Source organism: Rhodanobacter denitrificans (genome assembly GCF_000230695.2).
Lineage (GTDB): Bacteria > Pseudomonadota > Gammaproteobacteria > Xanthomonadales > Rhodanobacteraceae > Rhodanobacter > Rhodanobacter denitrificans.
The window spans coordinates 1,544,881-1,565,010 of record NC_020541.1 but is presented as its reverse complement, the minus strand read 5'-3'; the positions used below and the strand labels follow the sequence as shown (position 1 = coordinate 1,565,010).

Annotated in this window: 17 protein-coding genes and 1 tRNA gene; 4 read left to right on the top strand and 14 right to left on the bottom strand. The window is 70.4% G+C overall.

The annotated features are described in order from the left end of the window. Window positions 1-89: 89 nt before the first annotated feature. Both R2APBS1_RS07030 and R2APBS1_RS07025 read right to left on the bottom strand, forming a co-directional pair. Entirely contained in the window at window positions 90-848 is a 759-nt protein-coding gene (locus R2APBS1_RS07030; protein WP_007513144.1) for an MBL fold metallo-hydrolase, read from the bottom strand. Beyond that, window positions 845-1,576, bottom strand: a complete 732-nt coding sequence (locus R2APBS1_RS07025; protein WP_015447392.1) for a 3-deoxy-D-manno-octulosonic acid kinase — start codon at window positions 1,574-1,576, stop codon at window positions 845-847. The genes R2APBS1_RS07030 and R2APBS1_RS07025 overlap by 4 nt, the downstream gene beginning before the upstream one ends. 34 nt (window positions 1,577-1,610) lie before the next feature. Here R2APBS1_RS07025 and R2APBS1_RS07020 point away from each other — a divergent pair, with 34 nt between their 5' ends. Then, window positions 1,611-2,654 carry a glycosyltransferase family 9 protein gene (locus R2APBS1_RS07020; RefSeq protein WP_015447391.1) on the top strand — a complete coding sequence of 348 codons (1,044 nt, stop codon included), beginning with the start codon at window positions 1,611-1,613 and terminating at the stop codon, window positions 2,652-2,654. Between the two features lie 32 nt (window positions 2,655-2,686). On the opposite strand, the gene R2APBS1_RS07015 is transcribed toward R2APBS1_RS07020, so the two are convergent. Genes R2APBS1_RS07015 through hisS form a run of 3 tightly spaced genes read right to left on the bottom strand, consistent with a single transcriptional unit; the run spans window position 2,687 to window position 6,451 of the window. Next, window positions 2,687-3,085: a DUF6165 family protein gene (locus tag R2APBS1_RS07015; protein ID WP_015447390.1), complete on the bottom strand. Its 399-nt coding sequence runs from the start codon at window positions 3,083-3,085 to the stop codon at window positions 2,687-2,689. 29 nt (window positions 3,086-3,114) lie between these two features. Continuing rightward, window positions 3,115-5,016 (bottom strand): HAL/PAL/TAL family ammonia-lyase, encoded by a 1,902-nt coding sequence (locus tag R2APBS1_RS07010; RefSeq protein WP_015447389.1) that lies wholly within the window; start codon window positions 5,014-5,016, stop codon window positions 3,115-3,117. 55 nt (window positions 5,017-5,071) lie between these two features. Continuing rightward, window positions 5,072-6,451, bottom strand: coding sequence for a histidine--tRNA ligase (gene hisS, locus R2APBS1_RS07005; protein ID WP_015447388.1), 1,380 nt, complete (start codon window positions 6,449-6,451; stop codon window positions 5,072-5,074). Window positions 6,452-6,617: 166 nt separating this feature from the next. On the opposite strand from hisS, the gene R2APBS1_RS07000 reads away from it, so the two are divergent. Beyond that, window positions 6,618-6,694: transfer RNA gene (locus R2APBS1_RS07000), tRNA-Pro, on the top strand. Between the two features lie 149 nt (window positions 6,695-6,843). Beyond that, window positions 6,844-7,494: a BON domain-containing protein gene (locus R2APBS1_RS06995; RefSeq protein WP_007513113.1), complete on the top strand. Its 651-nt coding sequence runs from the start codon at window positions 6,844-6,846 to the stop codon at window positions 7,492-7,494. Between the two features lie 59 nt (window positions 7,495-7,553). Here R2APBS1_RS06995 and R2APBS1_RS06990 read toward each other — a convergent pair whose 3' ends face one another. Then, window positions 7,554-8,537: a zinc-dependent alcohol dehydrogenase family protein gene (locus tag R2APBS1_RS06990; RefSeq protein ID WP_235645154.1), complete on the bottom strand. Its 984-nt coding sequence runs from the start codon at window positions 8,535-8,537 to the stop codon at window positions 7,554-7,556. 108 nt (window positions 8,538-8,645) lie between these two features. Then, complete coding sequence (locus R2APBS1_RS06985) at window positions 8,646-10,010, bottom strand: alpha/beta fold hydrolase (RefSeq protein ID WP_217154271.1); 1,365 nt, start codon at window positions 10,008-10,010, stop codon at window positions 8,646-8,648. A gap of 98 nt (window positions 10,011-10,108) precedes the next feature. Between R2APBS1_RS06985 and R2APBS1_RS06980 the strand changes: the two genes are divergently transcribed. Beyond that, on the top strand, window positions 10,109-11,440 hold the full coding sequence (locus tag R2APBS1_RS06980; RefSeq protein WP_015447385.1) for an erythromycin esterase family protein: 1,332 nt from the start codon (window positions 10,109-10,111) through the stop codon (window positions 11,438-11,440). A 27-nt stretch (window positions 11,441-11,467) separates the two neighbouring features. Here the strand turns inward: R2APBS1_RS06980 and R2APBS1_RS06975 are convergent, their stop codons facing one another. The 7 genes from R2APBS1_RS06975 to R2APBS1_RS06945 form a co-directional block, all read right to left on the bottom strand. Then, window positions 11,468-12,286, bottom strand: coding sequence for a ferritin-like domain-containing protein (locus tag R2APBS1_RS06975; RefSeq protein ID WP_015447384.1), 819 nt, complete (start codon window positions 12,284-12,286; stop codon window positions 11,468-11,470). A gap of 124 nt (window positions 12,287-12,410) precedes the next feature. After that, on the bottom strand, window positions 12,411-13,886 hold the full coding sequence (gene purF / locus R2APBS1_RS06970) for an amidophosphoribosyltransferase (protein WP_007513103.1): 1,476 nt from the start codon (window positions 13,884-13,886) through the stop codon (window positions 12,411-12,413). Window positions 13,887-13,913: 27 nt separating this feature from the next. Next, window positions 13,914-14,534, bottom strand: a complete 621-nt coding sequence (locus R2APBS1_RS06965) for a CvpA family protein (protein WP_007513101.1) — start codon at window positions 14,532-14,534, stop codon at window positions 13,914-13,916. 37 nt (window positions 14,535-14,571) lie between these two features. Next, a complete protein-coding gene (locus R2APBS1_RS06960) occupies window positions 14,572-15,624 on the bottom strand; it encodes an SPOR domain-containing protein (protein WP_015447383.1) in 1,053 nt (350 codons plus the stop codon). 77 nt (window positions 15,625-15,701) lie between these two features. Next, entirely contained in the window at window positions 15,702-16,976 is a 1,275-nt protein-coding gene (folC, locus tag R2APBS1_RS06955; protein WP_015447382.1) for a bifunctional tetrahydrofolate synthase/dihydrofolate synthase, read from the bottom strand. Between the two features lie 98 nt (window positions 16,977-17,074). Then, window positions 17,075-19,675 (bottom strand): heavy metal translocating P-type ATPase, encoded by a 2,601-nt coding sequence (locus R2APBS1_RS06950; RefSeq protein WP_015447381.1) that lies wholly within the window; start codon window positions 19,673-19,675, stop codon window positions 17,075-17,077. Further along, the gene (locus tag R2APBS1_RS06945) at window positions 19,672-20,097 is read right to left on the bottom strand and encodes a heavy metal-responsive transcriptional regulator (protein WP_007513092.1); all 426 of its coding nucleotides are present in this window, start codon (window positions 20,095-20,097) and stop codon (window positions 19,672-19,674) included. Before R2APBS1_RS06945 ends, R2APBS1_RS06950 begins: the two co-directional genes overlap by 4 nt. Window positions 20,098-20,130: the final 33 nt, after the last annotated feature.

Sequence of the window (20,130 nt, the reverse complement as noted above, 5' to 3'; positions counted from 1 at the left end):
CTTGACCCTCCTTGCGGCAATCCAGTCCTGCAAAGAGTCCGCAAGAATACCGGCAGCAGGGCCATACAGGCAAGCAAGCCCGCGCCGATTCAGCCAGCGTCGCCCCTGGGTTCCATCGGGGCGGACAGGGCAATGCGTTCGCCGGGGCTGGCAATGCGATAGCCGAGCGAGGCCAGCGCGGTGCCGTCGGCCTCGCTGCCGTAGTGGTACAGCAGCAGCCGGGCGCGCAACGCTTCGGGATATTCGCGTTCGACGTCGTCGATGCCGGTGTGCGACGGATTGCCGACCAGGCCACAGTCGTGGGCGATGATCTCGTCGCCGCCGGCACGGCTGGCCAGCATCTCGGGAATCGGCCGGGTGTCGCCGGTGAAGATGAAGCTGCCGTCCAGCGCCAGGCCGTACGAGGTGCCCGGTACGTGGTGGCGGGTGGCGAACACGTCGAACCACAGGCCATCCAGCCAGAAACCGCGGGTGCACGGCACCAGCCGGAACGCCTCCCAGAAGTTGGCACCGCCCTCGGCCAGCGCACCGGGGTAGTCGGCCACGCGGGCCTGCAGCCACGGCACCAGCGCGGCGTGGGCAAACACCCGGGTGGTGCCGCGCAGGTGCGGGTCGAACCACAGGCGGATGAACAGCTGCTCCAGTCCGGCCACGTGGTCCATGTGGGTATGCGTGATGAACACCGCCGGCGGCAACGCGTCGTACGCCGCCATGTAGCGGTCGAGCGTGTCGGGGCCGCAGTCGACCAGCAGCATCGGCACACCGGCACGTTCCAGCACCACCGCCGACGAGCCCAGTGCCACCGCGTGCGCGGCGCCCACGCCGAGAAAATGCAGATGCCAGTTCATGGAGTCAGCGTACGCTCGTAGCGGTACAGCAGCGGTTGCCAGATGTTCTTCTCGAATGCCGTTTCGCCGTCGGCAGCCGCGCCCAGCTTGAGCAGCGACCGGCGCAGGCGTCGCAGGTTCGCCCGCTGCCAGCCCGCGGCCGGGATGCGCATGCGTCCGCGGTCGAAGTCGATCAGGTACAGCGCGCTGGGCGCCACCAGCACATTGTGCGCGTTCAGGTCGGCATGCCAGACGCCGGCGCGATGGAAACGCGCCACCAGCGCACCGACCTCCTCCGCCAGCTCGCCATCCAGCCGACCGGCGGCGAGGCATTCGGCCAGGGTCTGCGCGCCGGCGATGCGGCGGGTGATCAGGTCGGCGCTATAGAACAGGCCATGCCGGCGGTACCGCGCGGCCACTACCGGCGGGCCGGGCAATTCCAGCCGGGCGATCTCGGCAAGTACACGGAACTCCACGAACGGACGCGTGCGGTCGGCGCCGGTCCAAAAATACCGGTCGCCCATCAGCGCGGCGACCCGGCCTCCGCGACGATAATGCCGCAGCACGCATTCACCCACCGGTGCGGCAACGATCGCCACGCCGCCGCGGCCACCGGCCTGCGTGCGCAGCGCACCGCGCTGGCGCCAGTAGTCCGGCGCGAACCAGTCGTGCCCGACTTGTGGCGATACCTCGGCGTCGAACAGAATCGCGCCTTCGGCATCGGTGTGGGTTCGTTCCTGCATCATCATGCCCGGTGACTGTCCCGGATTCTAACCCAGCCTCATGACCAGCCCTTCCTCGATCTGCCTGTTGCGCACCTCCGCCATCGGCGACGTCACCCACGTGGTGCCGCTGGTGCGCACCCTGCAGCAGTCGTGGCCGCAAACCACGCTGACCTGGATCGTCGGCAAGCTGGAACGCAAGCTGGTCGGCGACCTGCCCGGCGTGGAGTTCGTCACCTTCGACAAGGCCGCCGGTTGGGCCGGCATGCGCGCGGTGCATGCGGCGCTGCGCGGCCGGCGTTTCGACGCGCTGCTGCAGATGCAGGTCGCCATGCGCTCGAACCTGCTCAGCCTGGGCATCAAGGCCGAGCGGCGCATCGGCTACGATCGCGCCCGTGCGAAGGACCTGCACGGCCTGGTGGTCAACGAGCGCATCCCGGCGCGAACCGGCGAACATGTGCTCGACGCGATCGGCAGCTTCTGCGAACCGCTGGGACTGCAGCAGACCCAGGTACGCTGGGACATCCCGGTTCCCGACGAGGCGCACGCCTGGGCCGCCGAACAGCTGCCCGGCGAGGCGCCGACCCTGCTGGTCAGTCCCACCTCCAGCCATGCGCTGCGCAACTGGCGGCCGGAGCGTTACGCCGCGGTGATCGACCACGCCGCTTCCCGCGGCTGGCGCGTGGCGCTGGTCGGCGGCCCCTCCGCCTTCGAGCGCGCGGCGGCCGACGCCGTGCTGGCGACATGCAAGTCGCCGCCGCTCGACCTCACCGGCAAGGACACGCTGAAGAAACTGCTGGCCCTGCTCGGCCGCGCCCAACTGCTACTGACCCCCGACTCCGGCCCGATGCACATGGCCAACGCCGTGGGCACCCGCGTGCTCGGCCTGCACGCGGCCAGCAACCCGCACCGTTCCGGCCCCTACTCCGACCGCCGCTGGTGCGTGGACAAGTACGACGAAGCGGCGCGCAAGTACCTGGGCAGGCCGGCCAGCGAGATTCCCTGGGGCACGAAGATCGAGAAGCCCGGCGTGATGGATCTGATCGGCGTGGACGAGGTGATCGAACGCTACGAGGCCGCGGCGCAGGCCATGCACCTGTTGTAGGAGCCCACCAGTGGGCCCCTACGCGCACCTCATTACACCGCGCGGTAATCCTGGTACGACTTTTCCTCGACCAGCTGCGAACCGAGCTTGAGATTGATCTCGCGCTTGAACGCGGCGCGCTCGTCGTTGCGAAAATACACCGAACGCGCCAGCTCGATGAACTCGGCATCGAACGCCTGCGCCTTCTCCTTCAGGCGGATGCGGTCCTCGATGTCCCACAGCAGCTCGTTGACCGCCAGCAAATGCGCGCGCTCGCCGGAAATGTCGGTGCGCGAGGCCGCGTCATGGGCCCAGGTCGCGTTGAGCAGGTCCAGCTCGTTGCGCACGTTGGCCAGCTTGGCCGCGTCGGCGATCCGCCGCGACTTGATTTCCAGGATGGTGATCTTGTCGATCAGCTCGCCGTAGGACACCGGGGTCTGGATCAGGCTCATGGTCTTGGCTTCCGTCAAAAAAGGATGAGTCACGCCGCCGGGCGAAGTGCGCCCTGCTGCACCAGCGCGCAGACCGTGCGCACGTCGCCGTCCATCGCGCGGTCGCGATGCATGAAGCCGATGTGCTGGCGCAGGGTCGCGTGGGCGGTACGCACGGCGGCGCCGGCATGGAAATCGCCGGCATGGGCCAGCGCCGCGGCGAGCTGCTGCACTTCGGCGACGAACTGGGCGTAGTGCGGCTGGTCCTCGCGTGGCGCGTTGGCGATCTTCGCCGCCAGCGCCGGCCAGCCGCCACGGCTGGCCAGCCGGCGCGCCGCGTTCAGCATTTCCTGGCGGTAGTCCAGCGCCTGCGCGGCGGTGTACAGCTCCAGCGCCAGCACGTGAGCGAGATCCTCCATCATCTCCAGCACGTGGCGCGCCTCGTTCGCGCCCATCGAGACGTGATCCTCGGCGTTCGCGCTGGTCGGCACGGAGTACACGCTGGCCGGATGCGCGCGCGTGGCGAGGTCGTTGACCAGCGCCGCGGCGGTGTACTGCACGATCATGAAGCCGGAGTCGGTGCCGTCCTCGTTGCCGGTGAGGAAGGCCGGCAGGCCGTCGTTGGTGGCCGGGTCGACCAGCTTGTTGAGGCGCCGCTCGGAGATCGAGGCGAGCACCGGGATCGCCGCCTTCACGTAGCTCATCGCCAACGCCAGCGGCATGCCGTGGAAGTGGCCGGCCGAGATCACCTGCTCCTCGATGAACGGCGCATCGTCGTTGTCCGGGAAGATCAGCGGGTTGTCGGTGACCGCGTTCAGCTCGATGTCGATCACCCGGCACGCCTGCGCCCACGCATCGCGCACCGCGCCGTGCACCTGCGGCATGCAGCGCAGGCTGTAGGCATCCTGCGGCTGGTGTTTCTTGCCGCCCTTGAACGGCAGGAAGCGGCGGTAGAACGCCTCGCGGCCGTGGCGCTGGTTGGCCGGCACCCAGTCCCAGCCGATGTCGAAGCTGAGCGCCTGGTCGTCCGGCTCGCTCCACGCCTCGGCGCTCCACGGCTTGAAGCGTGGCACCAGGTGGTAGGGGATGTCGAGCAGGGTGGAATCGCCCAGCAGTTCGCGCACGTGTGCCGCGGTCTCCACCTGGCCCGGGTGCGGGCGCAGCGCGTGGACGTCCGCGCGCAGGGCGCCGCTGCGACCGGCGAAGGCATCCAGCGTCATCGCCGCGGCGAGGTCGGCGGTATCCAGCAGATGCTCCAGCGCATCCAGCGCCAGCGCGGCGGTCGCCAGCATCTGCGCGGTGCCGTTGTTGAGCGCCAGGCCTTCCTTGAATGACAGCCGGATCGGCGCGAGCCCGGCGCGCTTCAGCGCCTCGGCGCCGCTGATCCGCTCGCCCTGGTAGAACGCCTCGCCGCCGCCGAGCAGCACGATCGCCAGGTGCGACAGCGGTGCCAGGTCGCCACTGGCGCCGACCGAGCCCTTCTCCGGCACCACCGGCACCACGCCGGCGTTGAGCATCGCCGCGAGCGCTTCGAGCGTGCTCACGCGAATGCCGGAGTGACCGCGCATCAGCGTGTTGATGCGGATCAGCAGCATCGCCCGCACCACGTCCTCGCCGAACGGTTTGCCCACGCATACGGCGTGGGTGATGATCAGGTTGTGCTGCAGCTCCTCCAGCAGCGTGCCCTCGGGCGCGTGCGGATTCCCGCCCGGCAACTCGTCGCGCACGCGATGCGCGCCGAGCAGCTTGTCGGCGTTGCTGCCGAAGCCGGTGGTGACGCCGTAGGTCGGTTCGCCGCAGCTGACCTTGTCGGCGAGAAAATCGGCGGCGCGCTGCACCCGCGCGAGTCCGGCCGGGGCCAGCGTAACCTTGTTGCCGTGGCGCGCCACCGCCACCAGCTGGGCGCGGGTGAGGCTGTTGCCGTCGAGGACGATGGTATCGGTTGTGCTCACTGCTGCCTCATGGATGGATTGCGTCGTCTGTCATGGATCACCGGGAAGGTGGCACTCAGCCCATCGCCGCGGCCTGCTCCAGCTCCACCCGCAGCGTCTTGACCAGTTCGCCGCGCGCCACCTCGAACTGGTCCTCGCGGCGCAGGTCCTTCACCGTCACCACGCCGCGGGCCAGTTCGTCCTCGCCCAGCACCGCCACGAAGCGGATGCCGGCGCGGTCGGCGTACTTGAACTGCCTGCCCAGCTTGCCGCCTTCCAGCACCACCTCGGTGGCGATGCCGGCACCACGCAACTCGCCGGCCAGCGCCAGGTAGGCCGGCAGCTGCGCCTCGTCCATCTGGGTCACCAGCACGTCGACGGTGCTCTTCGCCGTATCGATCAGGCCGGCGTCGCGCAGCTGCCAGTACAACCGGGTCAGGCCGATCGAGATGCCGACGCCGGGCAGGTGCGACTTGGTGTACTGGCCGGCCAGGTTCTCGTAGCGCCCGCCGGAGCAGATCGAACCGATCTGCGGGTGGTCGTTCAGCGTGGTCTCGTAGACCGTGCCGGTGTAGTAGTCGAGACCGCGGGCGATTGACAGGTTCAGCGCGTAGTGCGTCTGTGGCACGCCGAACGCGTGGATCAGGCCCAGCACTTCCTTCAGTTCGCTGCGCCCCTGCTCCATCGCTTCCGGGCCGGCGCCGAGCGCATCGAGCTTGTCCAGCGCATCCTGCAGCGTGGTGGAACGCACCTGCACGAAGGCGAGGATCTTCGCCGCCACCTCGGCGCTCAGGCCGAACGCTTCGCCGGTCAGCGTGTCGCGCACGTAGTCGGCGCCGCGCTTGTCCAGCTTGTCCACCTCGCGCAGCACCAGCATCTGCTGCTCGCCATCGACGATGCCCAGGCTCTCGAAGTAGCCGCGCATCAGCTTGCGGTTGTTGAGCTGGATGGTGAACGGCCCGATCGCCAGCTCGCGGAACACGCTGTAGATCACCGCCGGGATCTCGGCGTCGTAGCGCACCGACAGCGTGTCCTTGCCGATCACGTCGATGTCGCACTGGTAGAACTCGCGGAAGCGCCCGCGCTGCGCGCGTTCGCCGCGGTACACCTTCTGCATCTGGTAGCGGCGGAACGGGAAGCTGAGGTCGCGCTCATGCTCGGCCACGTAGCGCGCCAGCGGCACGGTGAGGTCGAAGCGCAGCGCCAGTTCGGGTGTGCCCTCGTCGGCCTTGCCCAGCGCGCCGGTGGACTGCACGAAGTACACCTGCCGCTCGGTCTCGCCACCGCTCTTGGTCAGCAGCACGTCGGAGTATTCGATCACCGGCGTCTCGACCGGGAGGAAACCGAAGCGCTCGTAGTTGCGGCGGATCACGTCGAGCATGCGCTGGAACGCGATCTGGTCGAGCGGCAGCAGCTCGAGCACGCCGGGCATGGTGCGGGCCGGGGTAAGCGCCATGGAATCCTCTACTGACGATGGGAGACGTTCCGTCGCGTGACAGGCCGCACGACGGCAGCCGTCAAGATTAACAGAACGCCGCCGCCCTTCCCCAGCGGATCGTCCAGCGGATGCATCGAAGCTGTTGCCAAGCCCCCGATCGGCGATTAAGATACGCGGCTTCCCACGGGGTGTAGCTCAGCCTGGTAGAGCGCTACGTTCGGGACGTAGAAGTCGCAGGTTCGAATCCTGTCACCCCGACCAGATCACGAAAAAGGCCACCCTTCACCGGGTGGCCTTTTTCGTGGCGGCGGATGCCGGCAAACGCGACGTGCGTTGACGTCGATCAATACGGCTGCGGTGGAACGGGACGGTAATTCACTCTCCCCTGGCTCCCTCCCCGGAGGTGTGCGATGAGCGACAAACAATTGCGGCAGGACGTGATCGACGAGCTGGACTTCGAGCCCAGCATCGATGCGGCGGACATCGGCGTGACATGCGAGAACGGCGTGATCACGCTCTCCGGACACGTCCCGAGCTACACGCAGAAGGTCGCCGCCGAACGTGCCGCATGGCGCGTCAAGGGCGTCAAGGCGATCGCGCAGGAAATCCAGGTGCGCTTCGCCGCGGCCAAGAAGACCAACGACGATGAGATTGCCCAGCGCGCGCTCAACATCCTCGCCTGGAGCTCGCCCTCGCCGCATGACGCGGTGCATGTGAAGGTCCAGGACGGCTGGGTCACGCTGACCGGCGAGGTGCGCTGGAACTACCAGCGCGAGGCAGCGGAAGCCAGCGTTCGCCGCTTGTCGGGCGTGCTCGGGGTGACCAACGCGATCGCGCTGACGCCGGCGGCGATTCCTGCCGACGTCGAGGAACGCATCCGCAACGCGCTGCGGCGCCAGGCCGAAATCGAGGCGGCCCGGATCCGCGTCGTGGTCGACGACGGCGGCACGGTGAGCATCGAGGGCGACGTCGACAACTGGGAGGAGCGCCGCGCGGTCGAGCGTGCCGCATGGTCCACGCCCGGCGTGCGCATGGTCGAGGACCATCTGCGGATCAGCTGAGCCGGCAGCGGCGCAAGGATCGGCGCCTGGGGTGCCAATCCCGGCGGCCGCGCCATGCGTCAGCCGGGCTGGCAGGTCAGCACCGCAGCGCCGCGAATACGGCCGTGGCGCAGGTCGGACAGCGCCTCATTCGCCCGATCGAGCGGGTACGCGACGGTGGTGGTCGCCACGCCCGCCTGCGGCACCACGGCGAAGAAGTCCTTCGCGTCCCCGCGGGTCAGGTTCGCCACCGACAGCAGCTGCCGTTCCTCCCACAGCAGCCGGTAGGGAAACGCCGGGATCTCCGACATGTGGATGCCGCCGCACACGACGCGGCCGCCCTTGCGCACCGCCTGCAGGGCCAGCGGTATCAGGCCGCCGTCCGGCGCGAACACGATCGCCGCATCCAGCCATTGCGGCGGCCGATCGAGGGAGCTGCCTGCCCACGCCGCTCCCAGCGAGCGCGCAAACGCCTGCCCTTCGGCATCGCCTGGCCGGGTGAACGCAAACACCCGGCGGCCCTGCCAGCGCGCGACCTGGGCAATGACGTGCGCCGCCGCGCCGAAGCCGTACAGGCCCAGCGCATCGGCCGCGCCCGCCTTCGACAGGCAGCGCCAGCCGATCAGGCCAGCGCACAGCAACGGCGCCAGCGCCACCGGATCGCCGTGGCGATCCAGGGGAATGCAGTAGGCCGCCTCGGCGACCACGTGGCTGGCGAATCCGCCCGGACGCGTGTAGCCGGTGAACTGCGGCGTATCGCACAGGTTCTCGGCGCCCATGACGCAGTACCGGCACACGCCGCAAGCATGCCCCAGCCACGGCACACCCACCCGGTCGCCGACGGCCGGGGCCGTCACGCCCTCACCCAGCGCCTCGACGCGGCCGACGATCTCGTGCCCTGGGATGACCGGCGGCGTCACCCGCGGCAATTCGCCGTCGACCACGTGAAGGTCGGTGCGACACACCCCGCAGGCCTCGACGCGCAAGCGGACCTCCCCCGCCGCCGGCTGCGGGTCGGGCAGTTCCCGCAAGCTCAGCGGCTGGCCGATGGCGGTCAGTACCATGGCGAACACGGCAGTTCTCCTGCAGCGTCGTGCGTGATGGAAGCGAACGTCGGCGGCGGCCACGGAGGACCTCCAAGCGCCGCTCCGGAGCGGCCTGCCGCACGCGCGTCAGAGCCAGCGCGCGAACCAGTCGGCAGCGATGGCCGCCACCTGTTCCAACGCGCCGGGTTCCTCGAACAAATGGGTGGCCCCCGGCACCACGGTGAGGCTCGCGCCCTGCGGCATCGCCGCCTGGGCCGCCCGGTTGAGCTCCAGCACCTGCAGGTCGGCGCCTCCCACGATCAGCAGCGTCGGCGCCTGCACGCGCGACAGACTGGACGTGTCGGCCAGATCCGGGCGTCCGCCGCGCGATACCACCGCGTCAATCTCGCCGGGCCGGGCCGCGGCCACCATCAACGCAGCAGCGGCGCCCGTGCTCGCGCCGAACAGGCCGCGCGGCAGATCGCGCAGGGCGACCTGCTGCCGCACCCATTGCACGGCCGCGTCCAGTCGCCGGGCGAGTCGCGGCACGTCGAAGCGCGCGGCCGTGTCGCGATCCTCCTGCGGCGTCAGCAGGTCGAAGAGCAGCGTGGAGAAACCGCGTCGATTCAGTACGGAGGCGACGTAACGGTTGCGCGTGCTGTGCCGGCTGCTGCCGCTGCCATGCACGAACAGCACCAGGCCGCGCGGCGACGGCGGGGAGACGAGGTCGCCCTCGAGCACCACCTGCCCGGCGGGGATATGAACCGGGCCTTCCGGCGGCAGCGACGCCGGTGCCCCCTTGGCGGCCGGGCCGGTCAGCAGGGCGATCACCTCTTCGTCGGCGACACTGTCGAAATCGAGATAGTGCGAACCGACCGCATGGAACGGGCGCGGCGTCGCCAGGCAAACGACCTCGTCGGCCAGGGCGGACACGCGCGCCAGGCTGTCCGCCGCGGCCACCGGTACCGCGCAGACCAGTCGCGCCGGCCCCTGCGCGCGAACCGCCCGCAATGCCGCCACCATCGTGGCGCCGGTCGCCAGGCCGTCATCGACCACGATGACCGTCCGCCCGGCGAGAACCGTCGCAGGCCGGCCGGGGCGGTAGCGCGCACGACGCTCGCGGATCAGCGCCAACTCGCGCTGCGCGACGCGCCGGGTATAGGCGGTGTCGGCGCCCGCCTCGGCGGCGTATTCATTGAGCAGCACGCTGCCGTGTTCGTCCACCGCGCCGATGGCGAACTCGGGGTTGCCCGGTGCGCCGAGCTTGCGCACCAGCACCACGTCCAGCTCGCCACCCAGCGCGTCGGCGACGACCCGCCCCATCGGCACCGCGCCGCGCGGAATCGCCAGCACCACCGGCTGCGTGCCCCGGTAGTGGGCCAGCGCGTCGGCCAGTTGCCGGCCGGCATCGTCGCGATCGAGAAACGGCAGTGAGACCATCGGGATGCACTCCAGCGCGGCGCCGCACGGCACCGGCGGCAGCCAGCGTGCCTGTGGCGTACTGTGTGCCATCCGCCGCCGCACTTGTTGACCTGCATCAACATGGCACCCGGTTCCGCTGCCAAGCTGGCGCCATCGCCGCTGCGGCGACCGCGTGTATGGAGGCGCCCGTGATCGTCCGCCACCCTCCCCTGCTCGACGCCATCCGCGACGCGGCAGTGCCGCTCGACGGCGACGATCGCGACTACGACCCGCTGCTGCGCATGGTGGGCGAACGCCCCTTCGTGCTGCTGGGCGAGGCCAGCCACGGCACGCACGAGTTCTACGCGATGCGCGAGGAGATCACCCGCCGGCTGATCGGGGAACTGGGTTTCGATGCGGTGGCGGTGGAAGCCGACTGGCCCGACGCGTACCGCCTCAATCGCCACGTCCGCGGCGTCGGCGACGCCTCGATCGACGAGGCATTCGGCGACTTCCGGCGCTTCCCGACCTGGATGTGGCGCAACCACGCGGTACGCGGATTCATCCAGTGGCTGCGGGCCCGCAATGCCGGGCTTCCGGCCGCCGCGCGGGCCGGCTTCTACGGCCTGGACCTGTACAGCCTGTACCGCTCGGCCGACGCGGTGATCGACTACCTCGAAGCGGTCGACCCCGACCAGGCCATGCTCGCGCGCCGGCTCTATGTCGCGCTGGACCACGTACGCGAACCGCAGACCTACGGCTTCGAGGCCGCCACCGGCCTGCGCCCGCCCTGCCGCGACGCCGCCGCGGCCCTGCTCGTCGAACTGCTGCGCAAGGCACCGGCCTACCTGGCCGAAGACGGCCCGGCGGCGCGCGACGAACAGTTCTTCGCCGAACGCAACGCGCACGTCGTGCTGCATGCCGAGCAGTACTACCGCGCCATGTTCGGCGGCCGCAGCAACACCTGGAACCTGCGCGACGCGCACATGGTAGACACGCTGTTCGCCCTGCGCCGGCACCTGCGCGCACAGGGGCGGCAGGGCCGCATCGTGGTGTGGGCGCACAACTCGCATCTGGGCGACGCCCGCGCCACGCAGATGGGCGAGCGCGGCGAATGGAACGTCGGTCAGCTGCTGCGCGAGCAGGCCGGCGCTGCGCAGGCCCTGCTGGTCGGTTTCACCACCTATACCGGCCACGTCACCGCCGCGCACGACTGGGACGCGCCGGCCGAAAGGCGCTGGGTGCGCCCCGCGCACAAGGACAGCTGCGAGCACCTGCTCTACACCAGCGGCCTGGACCGCTTCTTCCTGCCGCTGTCCGGCACGCTGGCCGAAGGGCTGACCGCGCCGCTGCTCGAACGGGCCATCGGCGTGGTGTACCGGCCCGAGACGGAGCTGGCCAGCCATTACTTCAGCGCCTCGCTGAGCCGGCAATTCGACGCCCTGTTCCACCTCGACGAGACCAGCGCGGTCGAGCCGCTCGACATCACCGAACACTGGACCCGCCACGAGCCACCGGACACCTACCCTTCGGGCCTGTAGGCAACGACGAACCGTTACCGCTTCGCCTCAACGCGCGGCCGCTGGCGGGACCAGTGCGGCCAGTCGGTCGAGTTCCGCCTCGACGAAGCCGGCCTGCAGCCGCGCCGGGCGGTTGAACGGGCCGCGCAGGCCGACGCCCATGCAGTCGCGCAGCAGGGTGAAGAACGTCTCGATCGGGTCGAGGCCGTCGCGCTCGCAGCAGTGGCGGTACCAGCGGGTACCGGCGGCGACATGGGCCACTTCCTCGCGCAGGATCACTTCCAGGATCGCCACCGTGCGCTCGTCGCCGAGTCCGCGCAGCCGTTCGATCATGCCGGGGGTGACGTCCAGCCCGCGCGCTTCCAGCACGCGCGGCACCAGCGCCATCCGCGCGGTGTCGCTGCCGGCCGTCTTCGCGGCCATCTCCCACAGGCCGTCGTGCGCGTCGAAGTCGCCGTAGGCGTGGCCCAGCTCGGCTAGCCGGTCGGACAGCAGGGCGAAATGACGCGCCTCGTCGTGGGCGCAGCTGGCCCAGTCGCGGTAATAGTCCGCCGGCATGCCGCGGAACCGATACACCGCATCCCACGCCAGGTTGATCGCGTTGAACTCGATATGCGCCACCGCGTGCACCAGCGCCGCGCGGCCTTCCGCGCTGCCCAGGCCGCGCTGCGGAAGCTGGCGCGCACTGACCAGCCGCGGCTTCGCCGGGCGACCGGGCGGGCCGATCGGCACCGGCGGCGGCGCGGCGGCGTCCGCACGCAACTCGCCACGCTCGAAGGCCTGCCAGGTCGCGTGCGTCAGGCGGAGCTTCTCGTCCGGCGCGCTGGCGTCGAGGCAGGCTTTGGCGGCGGTGTGCAGATCGGTCACGACGAACCCTGCAGGAGCGCACCTTGTGAGCGATGCTTTTCCGTCACGTGACGAACCGCTATCGCGCACGACCGAAGGAAGCCCCTTGCGGACAAGGTGCGTTCCTGCGCGTGCGATGCGGGGCTCAGCCGGCCCGCCGCGCGGCCTTGGCGTCGTCCGAGCGCAGCATCTCGATCTGTTCCAGGTAACTCCGGTCCAGGCCGGTGACGTATTCGCCGGAGAAGCACGAGGTGTCGAACTGCTTCAGTTCCTCGTTGCCGTCCTGCACCGCCCAGATCAGGTCCTTGAGATCCTGGTAGATCAGCCAGTCGGCGCCGATCGTCCGCTCGATCTCCTTTTCGGTGTGCCCGGCGGCGACCAGCTCCGAGGCCGACGGCATGTCGATGCCGTACACGTTCGGGTAGCGCACCGGTGGCGCGGCGGAGGCGAAGTAGACGTTCCTGGCGCCGGCGTCGCGGGCCATCTGGATGATCTGCTTTGAGGTGGTGCCGCGCACGATCGAGTCGTCCACCAGCAGCACGTTCTTCTTGCGGAATTCCAGGTCGATCGCGTTGAGCTTGCGGCGTACCGATTTCACCCGCTCGCCCTGCCCCGGCATGATGAAGGTGCGGCCGATGTAGCGGTTCTTGACGAAGCCCTCGCGGAACGGCACGCCGAGCGCGCCAGCCAGCGCGCTGGCGGCGGTGCGTGCGGTGTCGGGGATCGGGATCACAGCGTCGATGCCGTGGTCGGGCCGCTCGCGCAGGATCTTCGCGGCCAGCTTCTCGCCCATGCGCAGGCGCGCCTTGTACACCGAGACGTCCTCGATCATCGAGTCCGGCCGCGCCAGGTAGACGTACTCGAAGATGCACGGCGTGTGCGGCGCGCCCTCGGCACAGCGGCGGGTATGCAACTGGCCGTCGTCGGTGATGATCACCGCCTCGCCCGGCGCCACGTCGCGGATGCGCTTGAAGCCGAGGATGTCCAGCGCCACCGATTCGGACGCCACCGCGTACTCGCGGCCCTCGCCGTTGACCCGCTCGCCCAGCACCAGCGGGCGGATGCCGTTCGGGTCGCGGAACGCGATCAGGCCGTAGCCCAGCAGCAGCGCGATGCAGGCGTAACCGCCGCGGGCACGTGCATGCACGCCGGCCACCGCCTTGAAGATGTGGTCCGGGGTCAGCGCCATGCGGTCCTGGATCTGCAGCTCGTGCGCCAGCACGTTCAGCAGCACTTCGGAATCCGAGTCGGTGTTGATGTGGCGGCGGTCGTCCTGGAACATCTCGCGGCGCAGCGCATCGGTGTTGACCAGGTTGCCGTTGTGCGCGAACGCGATGCCGTACGGCGAGTTGACGTAGAACGGCTGCGCCTCGGCCGAGCCTTCCGAACCGGCGGTGGGGTAGCGGCAGTGGCCGATGCCGATGCGCCCGCGCAAGCCGCTCATCGCGCTCTGCCCGAACACGTCGCGCACCAGCCCGTTGCCCTTGTGCAGGCGCAGCCGCGCACCGTCCACCGTGGCGATGCCGGCCGCATCCTGGCCGCGGTGCTGCAGCACCGTCAGCCCGTCATAGAGCGCCGATGCCACTTCGGTGGTACCGACAATGCCGATGATTCCGCACATGGTTTGTTGCCTGCTTCAGAGGATGATTCAGAAAGTCCGCGGCGGCACGGCCGTGCCGGTCGTCGCCGGATGCCGCGCGCTCGCCGCCGGCGCGGGCGCCGTACCCGAGATGGGGGCCGTCAACGCCGCCGGCAAGCCGGACAGACGGCCGAGCGTCGCCGGCGGATGGAGGTATTCGCGCACGCCCGGCGGCACTTGCTGGCCCAGCCAGGCCGCCACGTGCTGGAAGCGCGGCAGCAGCACCGACTGCCGCCACCATGGATCGCGCGTGAACGCGGTGAAGCCGATCAGGAACACCGCCACGGTCACCAGCAGCACGCCGCGCACGAAGCCGAACAGCATGCCCAGCAGGCGGTCGGTGCCGGACAACCCGGTGCTCTGGACCAGTTTGCCGATCACGAAGCGCAGCAGCGCGCCGAGGATCAGCACGGCGACGAAGCACAGCCCGTAGGCCACGATGATCCGCGCCGACGGCAGCTCGATCACGTGCTCCAGCCGCGCGGCCGCGGCGGGGCCGAGCAGCCACGCCACCCAGAACGCGGCGACCCAGATCGCCAATGCCAGCACTTCGGAGATCAGGCCGCGCCACAGCCCGACGAAGACCGACAGGGCCAGCACGCCAAGGATGATGTAGTCGGTCCAGTTCACCTGCTTGCCTCGTCAGTCCGCGTGCCGGAACCGGCGCTCAGGGTACCGGCACGACGTTGCCGTCGATGCCCAGCTTCGCCTTGATCTGGTCGTGCACCCGCTGCGCGTCGCCGCGCTGGGTCTGCGGACCGGCGCGCACGCGCCACAGACGCCTGCCGCCGGACTGCACCGAATCGACGAAGCCGTCGAAGCCGTTCGCACGCAACTTGTCGCGCAGCGCATTCGCATCGGCCTGGTCGCTCATCGCCGCCAGTTGCACGGCCCAGCCGCCGGCCCTGGCAGTGCTCGTGGCCGCCGGCGGCGACGTCGCCGCCGCGCCGCTTTCGTGGCTGGCATCCTGTTCGAGCCGGGCCGGCACGCCGGGAATCGACTGGGTGATCTTCAAGCGCGCGGCCTCGGCCGCGGCGCGCGTCTCGAACGGCCCGGCGATGACCAGGGTGCGCGGCTGGCCGGCCTGGGTGATGGCGTGGCCGCCGACCGGATAACCCAGCGCCCGCACGCGGCGCACCAGGTTGGCGGCGCCGGCGGCATTGGCGTAGGCGCTGAGGTTCAGCGTGTAGTTGCCGCGTCCCGCGGCCGGCGCGGGCACAGGCGCAGTAGCCACCGGCGCCGCGGCCGGAGCCGCCGGCCTGGGCGGCGGCGTGATCGCCACCGTGTGCGGCTTCGTCGCCGGCGCCGTGCTAGTGTTCGCGCCGGCCGCCGGCGGGTTGGCCTGCTGAGGAATCACCGGCTGGCCCGGCGAGGTACCCGAACCGGTGGTCACCGTGGTCGGTTGCGGCGGCTTGCCTGCTTCGGGATCGGTCTCGATGTCGCGCGGGCGACTGGAGCCGATGTTCACCGTGGCCAGCCGGTCGCTCGAGGCCGGCGTCGCCGACGGCGTCGACTGGCCTGCGGCGCTCGAAGCGCCTGCCGGGGCATCCGGCGCCAGGCTCATGGTGCGGGTCTGCAGGTCGCGGTCGGGCGCCGGAGGGATCGCCAGGCTGACCGCCTGGTCGCCGCCCGGCGCCGGCGGGGTGCTGGAAAAGAACATCGGCACGAACAGGACCGCCAGCGCAATCAGGACGGCGGCTCCCAGCAGGCGTGTTTTCAAGTTTTCGCTCCAGGGCGGCAAACGCAGTGCACAACGGCGCGATTATACCTGCCCGCGCCGGACGCCATGAGCCAGCCTCAACCGTGGCGTTCAGCGAGCACCGCGCTGGCCACGAAAAACGAGCCGAACGCGAGGATGCGCTCGCCCGGTTGCGCAGCCGCACGCGCCGCCGCCAACGCAGCGGGCACGTCGGCATGCACGCCGTACGACGCCTGCGGCAGTACCTGCTGCAGGATCGCGGCCAGCGTCGCCACCGGCATGCCGCGCGGAGTGGCCTGGTCCAGCCCGGCCAGATGCCAGTGGCCGATGCGCGTACCGAGCGCGCCGATCACTCCAGCTACGTCCTTGTCCGCCAGCGCGCCGTACACCGCGTGCACCCGCGCCGGCGGCTGCGTGTCCAGCCATTCGGCCAGCGCGCGGGCGGCCTGCGGGTTGTGGCCCACGTCCACGACCAGCGGCGGCTCACCGCCGATCGACTGCAATCGCGCCTGCACCCGTACCTCGTGCAGGCCGGCGCTGACCGCCGCGAAAAAGGCGCTCGGTGTGAGCGCCCCCAGGCCGAGCACGTGCAACGCGGCGATCGCCGCCGCCGCATTCGCGTACTGCACCGGCGCCGCCAGCGCCGGATCGGGCAGCTCCATCGCGCTGCCGTCGCGATGGAGCCAGCGCCAGCCGTCCTGGTGCCGCTCCACGCTGAAGTCGATGCCGGCCCGCTCGACCCGCGCGCCGCGCTCGGCCAGCGCGTCGAGCAGACCAGCCGGCGGGTCCAGTTCGCCCACGATCGCCGGCCGCCCGGCCCGCGCGATGCCGGCCTTCTCGCGGCCGATGCTGTCGCGATCCGGACCGAGCCACTCCATATGGTCCAGGTCCACCGTGGTGATCACCGCCACGTCGGCATCGACGATGTTGACCGCGTCCAGCCGCCCGCCCAGTCCCACCTCCAGCACCGCCACGTCGACCCCGGCGCGGGCGAACAGGTCCAGCGCGGCCAGCGCGCCGAATTCGAAATAAGTCAGCGGGACGCTGCCGCGCACCGCCTCGATCCGCTCGAACGAGGCAACCAGCGCGGCGTCATCGGCGTCGACGCCGTCGATGCGCACGCGCTCGTTGTATTCCAGCAGGTGCGGCGAGGTAAACGCGCCCACGCGCAGGTCGGCCGCGCGCAACATCGCCTCCAGCAGGGCCACGGTGGAACCCTTGCCGTTGGTGCCGCCGACCGTGATCACCCGTTTCGCCGGCGCCGGCGCGCCCATCCGTCGCCACACCTCGCGTACCCGGTCCAGTCCCAGCTCGATGCTGTGGACGTTGACGCGTTCCTGGTACGCCAGCCATTCGGCGAGAGTGCGACTCATGCAGTGACTTCGAACAAACGGGAAGCACAAAGCTTAAAGCATCACCCGAACAAACGAACGAATGAACGCCCCCTGCGCCGCCCATGGCGGGCACGGCGTCACAGACGCAGCCGGCGCAGGCGCAGTGCGTTGCTCACCACCGACACCGAGCTCAGGCTCATCGCCAGCGCGGCGATCATCGGCGACAGCGTGATGCCGAACCACGGGTACAGCACGCCGGCGGCCAGCGGTACGCCGACCGCGTTGTAGACGAAGGCGAAGAACAGGTTCTGGTGGATGTTGCGCACGGTACCCTGCGACAGCGTGCGCGCACGCACGATCGCGCCCAGCTCGCCCTTGACCAGGGTCACCTGCGCGCTCTCCATCGCCACGTCGGTGCCGCTGCCCATCGCGATGCCGATGTCGGCAGCGGCCAGCGCGGGCGCGTCGTTGATGCCGTCACCGGCCATCGCCACGCGGCGGCCTTCGGCCTTGAGCCGACTCACCACGGCGGCCTTGTCGGCCGGCGAGACGTCGGCGTGCACCTCGTCGATGCCGAGCGTGCCCGCCACCGTCTGCGCGGTGGTGGCGTTGTCGCCGGTGAGCATCACGATGCGCAGGCCGGCCGCGTGCAGCGCCGCGATCGCCGTCGGCGTGTCCGGCTTGATCCGGTCGGCCACCGCCAGCAAGGCGGCGAGCGCGCCGTCGACGGCCAGGAACATCACCGTGGCACCCTGCCCACGCAGTTGCTCGGCGCGAGCGCCGGCCTCCTCGCCGATCGCCACGCGCGACTCGGCCATCAGCTTCGCATTGCCCAGCGCCGCTGCGCTGCCGTCCACCTTCGCGCTGACGCCGCGGCCGGTCAGCGAGCGGAAATCCGTCGCCGCCAGCGTCGCCACGCCTTCGGCGTCCGCCGCCACGACGATCGCCCGCGCCAGTGGATGCTCGCTCGGCCGTTCCAGCGCGGCGGCCAGCGCCAGCAGGCGTTCGCGCGGCTGGCCGCCCAGCACCACCAGCTCGGTCAGCGCCGGCTTGCCTTCGGTCAGCGTGCCGGTCTTGTCCACCACCAGGGTGTCGATGTCGCGCAGACGCTCGATCGCGCCGGCGTCCTTGAACAGCACGCCGTGCTGCGCGCCGCGGCCGCTGGCGACCATGATCGAGATCGGCGTGGCCAGGCCCAGCGCGCACGGACAGGCGATGATCAGCACCGACACCGCCGCGATCAGCGCGTGCGCCAGCCGCGGCTCCGGGCCGACGATCGCCCACGCCGCGAAGGCCAGCACGGCCACCGCCACCACCGCAGGCACGAACCACGCCGCCACCTGGTCGGCCACGCGCTGCAGCGGCGCGCGACTGCGTTGGGCGGCTGCCACCAGTGCCACGATCTGCGCCAGCATGGTCTCGCCGCCGACCTTCTGCGCGCGCATGGTCAGCGCGCCGTCCTGGTTCACGGTGCCGCCGGTCAGCGGATCGCCCTTCGCCTTGGCCACCGGCATCGGCTCGCCGGTGAGCATCGACTCGTCGACGTGGCTGTCGCCCTCGATCACCACGCCGTCGACCGGCACCTTCTCGCCGGGGCGCACGCGCAGCACGTCGCCGGCATGCACCGCGTCCAGCGCCACGTCGGCCTCGCTGCCGTCGGCAGCGATGCGCCGCGCGGTCTTCGGCGCCAGCCCCAGCAGCGCCTTCAGCGCCGCGCCGGTGCGCCGGCGCGCGCGCAACTCCAGGAAATCGCCCAGCATGACCAGGGTGACGATCACCGCCGCCGATTCGAAGTACACCGCAACCCGCCCGCCGGCGTCGCGGAAACCCTCCGGGAAGATGTCCGGCAGCAGGAACGCCACCGCGCTGTACAGCCATGCCACGCCGGTGCCCAGCGCGATCAGCGTGTACATGTTCGGACGCCAGGGCTTCAGCGAGCGCCAGCCGCGCACGAAGAACGGCGCACCGCCCCACAACACCACCACGCTGGCCAGCAGCGCCTCGGTCCAGGCCGCCACGCCGTCCCACGGCGCGGGCAGGTGCCAGCCGAACAGGTGCGGTCCCATCGCCACCAGCAGGGTCGGCACGGTCAGCACCACCAGCCACCAGAAGCGCCGCGTCATCGACGCCAGCTCGCCGCCGTCGTCTTCATCCAGCGTCGGCATCAGCGGTTCCAGCGCCATGCCGCAGATCGGGCAATGGCCGGGACCGACCTGCCGGATCTCGGGGTGCATCGGGCAGGTATAGATGGTGCCGGCCGGCACCGGCGGCGCGGGCTGGCGTTCGCCGAGGTAGGCCGACGGATCGGCCACGAACTTCTCGCGACAGCGCGCGGAACAGAAATGGTACGTCTGGCCGTCATGCTCGGCGTGGTATTTCGCCGTTTGCGGATCCACCGTCATGCCGCATACCGGGTCCTTCACGACGCGCGCATGCCCGTGATCGACGTGCCCGTGATCGGCGTGATCGTGATCGGCATGCTCGTGGTTCGCATGGTCGTCCGCCGCCTTGCCACCGCAACAGCTCCCCACAGGCTTCTGCCCGGCAGCCCGGTAAGTCGCCGGCGACGCATCGAACTTCGCCTTGCAGCCCGCGCTGCAGAAATGGAACGTCTGCCCGTCGAGCGTGCTGAGGTGCTTCGCCATCGCCGGGTCCACCGTCATGCCGCACACCGGATCGATCGCCGCGCCGGCCGCCGGCTTGTCGCCGCCCGCGCAGCAGGAAGCTTGCCCGCTCATGCCTTCACCTCGTCATCGCTCAAAGCGCGCAGGATCGGGCAATGCTCCGGCTTGCCATGCCCCGGACACGAGGCCACCAGCTGCGCCAGGCCATCGCGCACGCGCTGCAGTTCCGCGATGCGCTGCTCGATCGCCGCCAGCCGCTGCTCGGCGCGCTTCTTCACCGCCTTCACCCCGCGCAGGCGATCGGCCGACAGCGCCAGCAGCTCGCGGATCTCCTCCAGCGTGAAGCCGAGCTCCTTCGCACGGCGGATGAAGCGCAGCTGCGCCACCGTGCTGTCGCCGTAACTGCGGTAGCCGGACGCCCGCCGCTGCGGCTCGGGCAGCAGGCCCTCGCGCTCGTAATAACGGATCGTGTCGATCGCCACGCCGACGCGCTTGGCGACGGCACCGATGGTCAGGGAGGGAGTTTGCGTGTTCATGCGGCACAGTCTAGACCTTTGATCGAAGTCCAG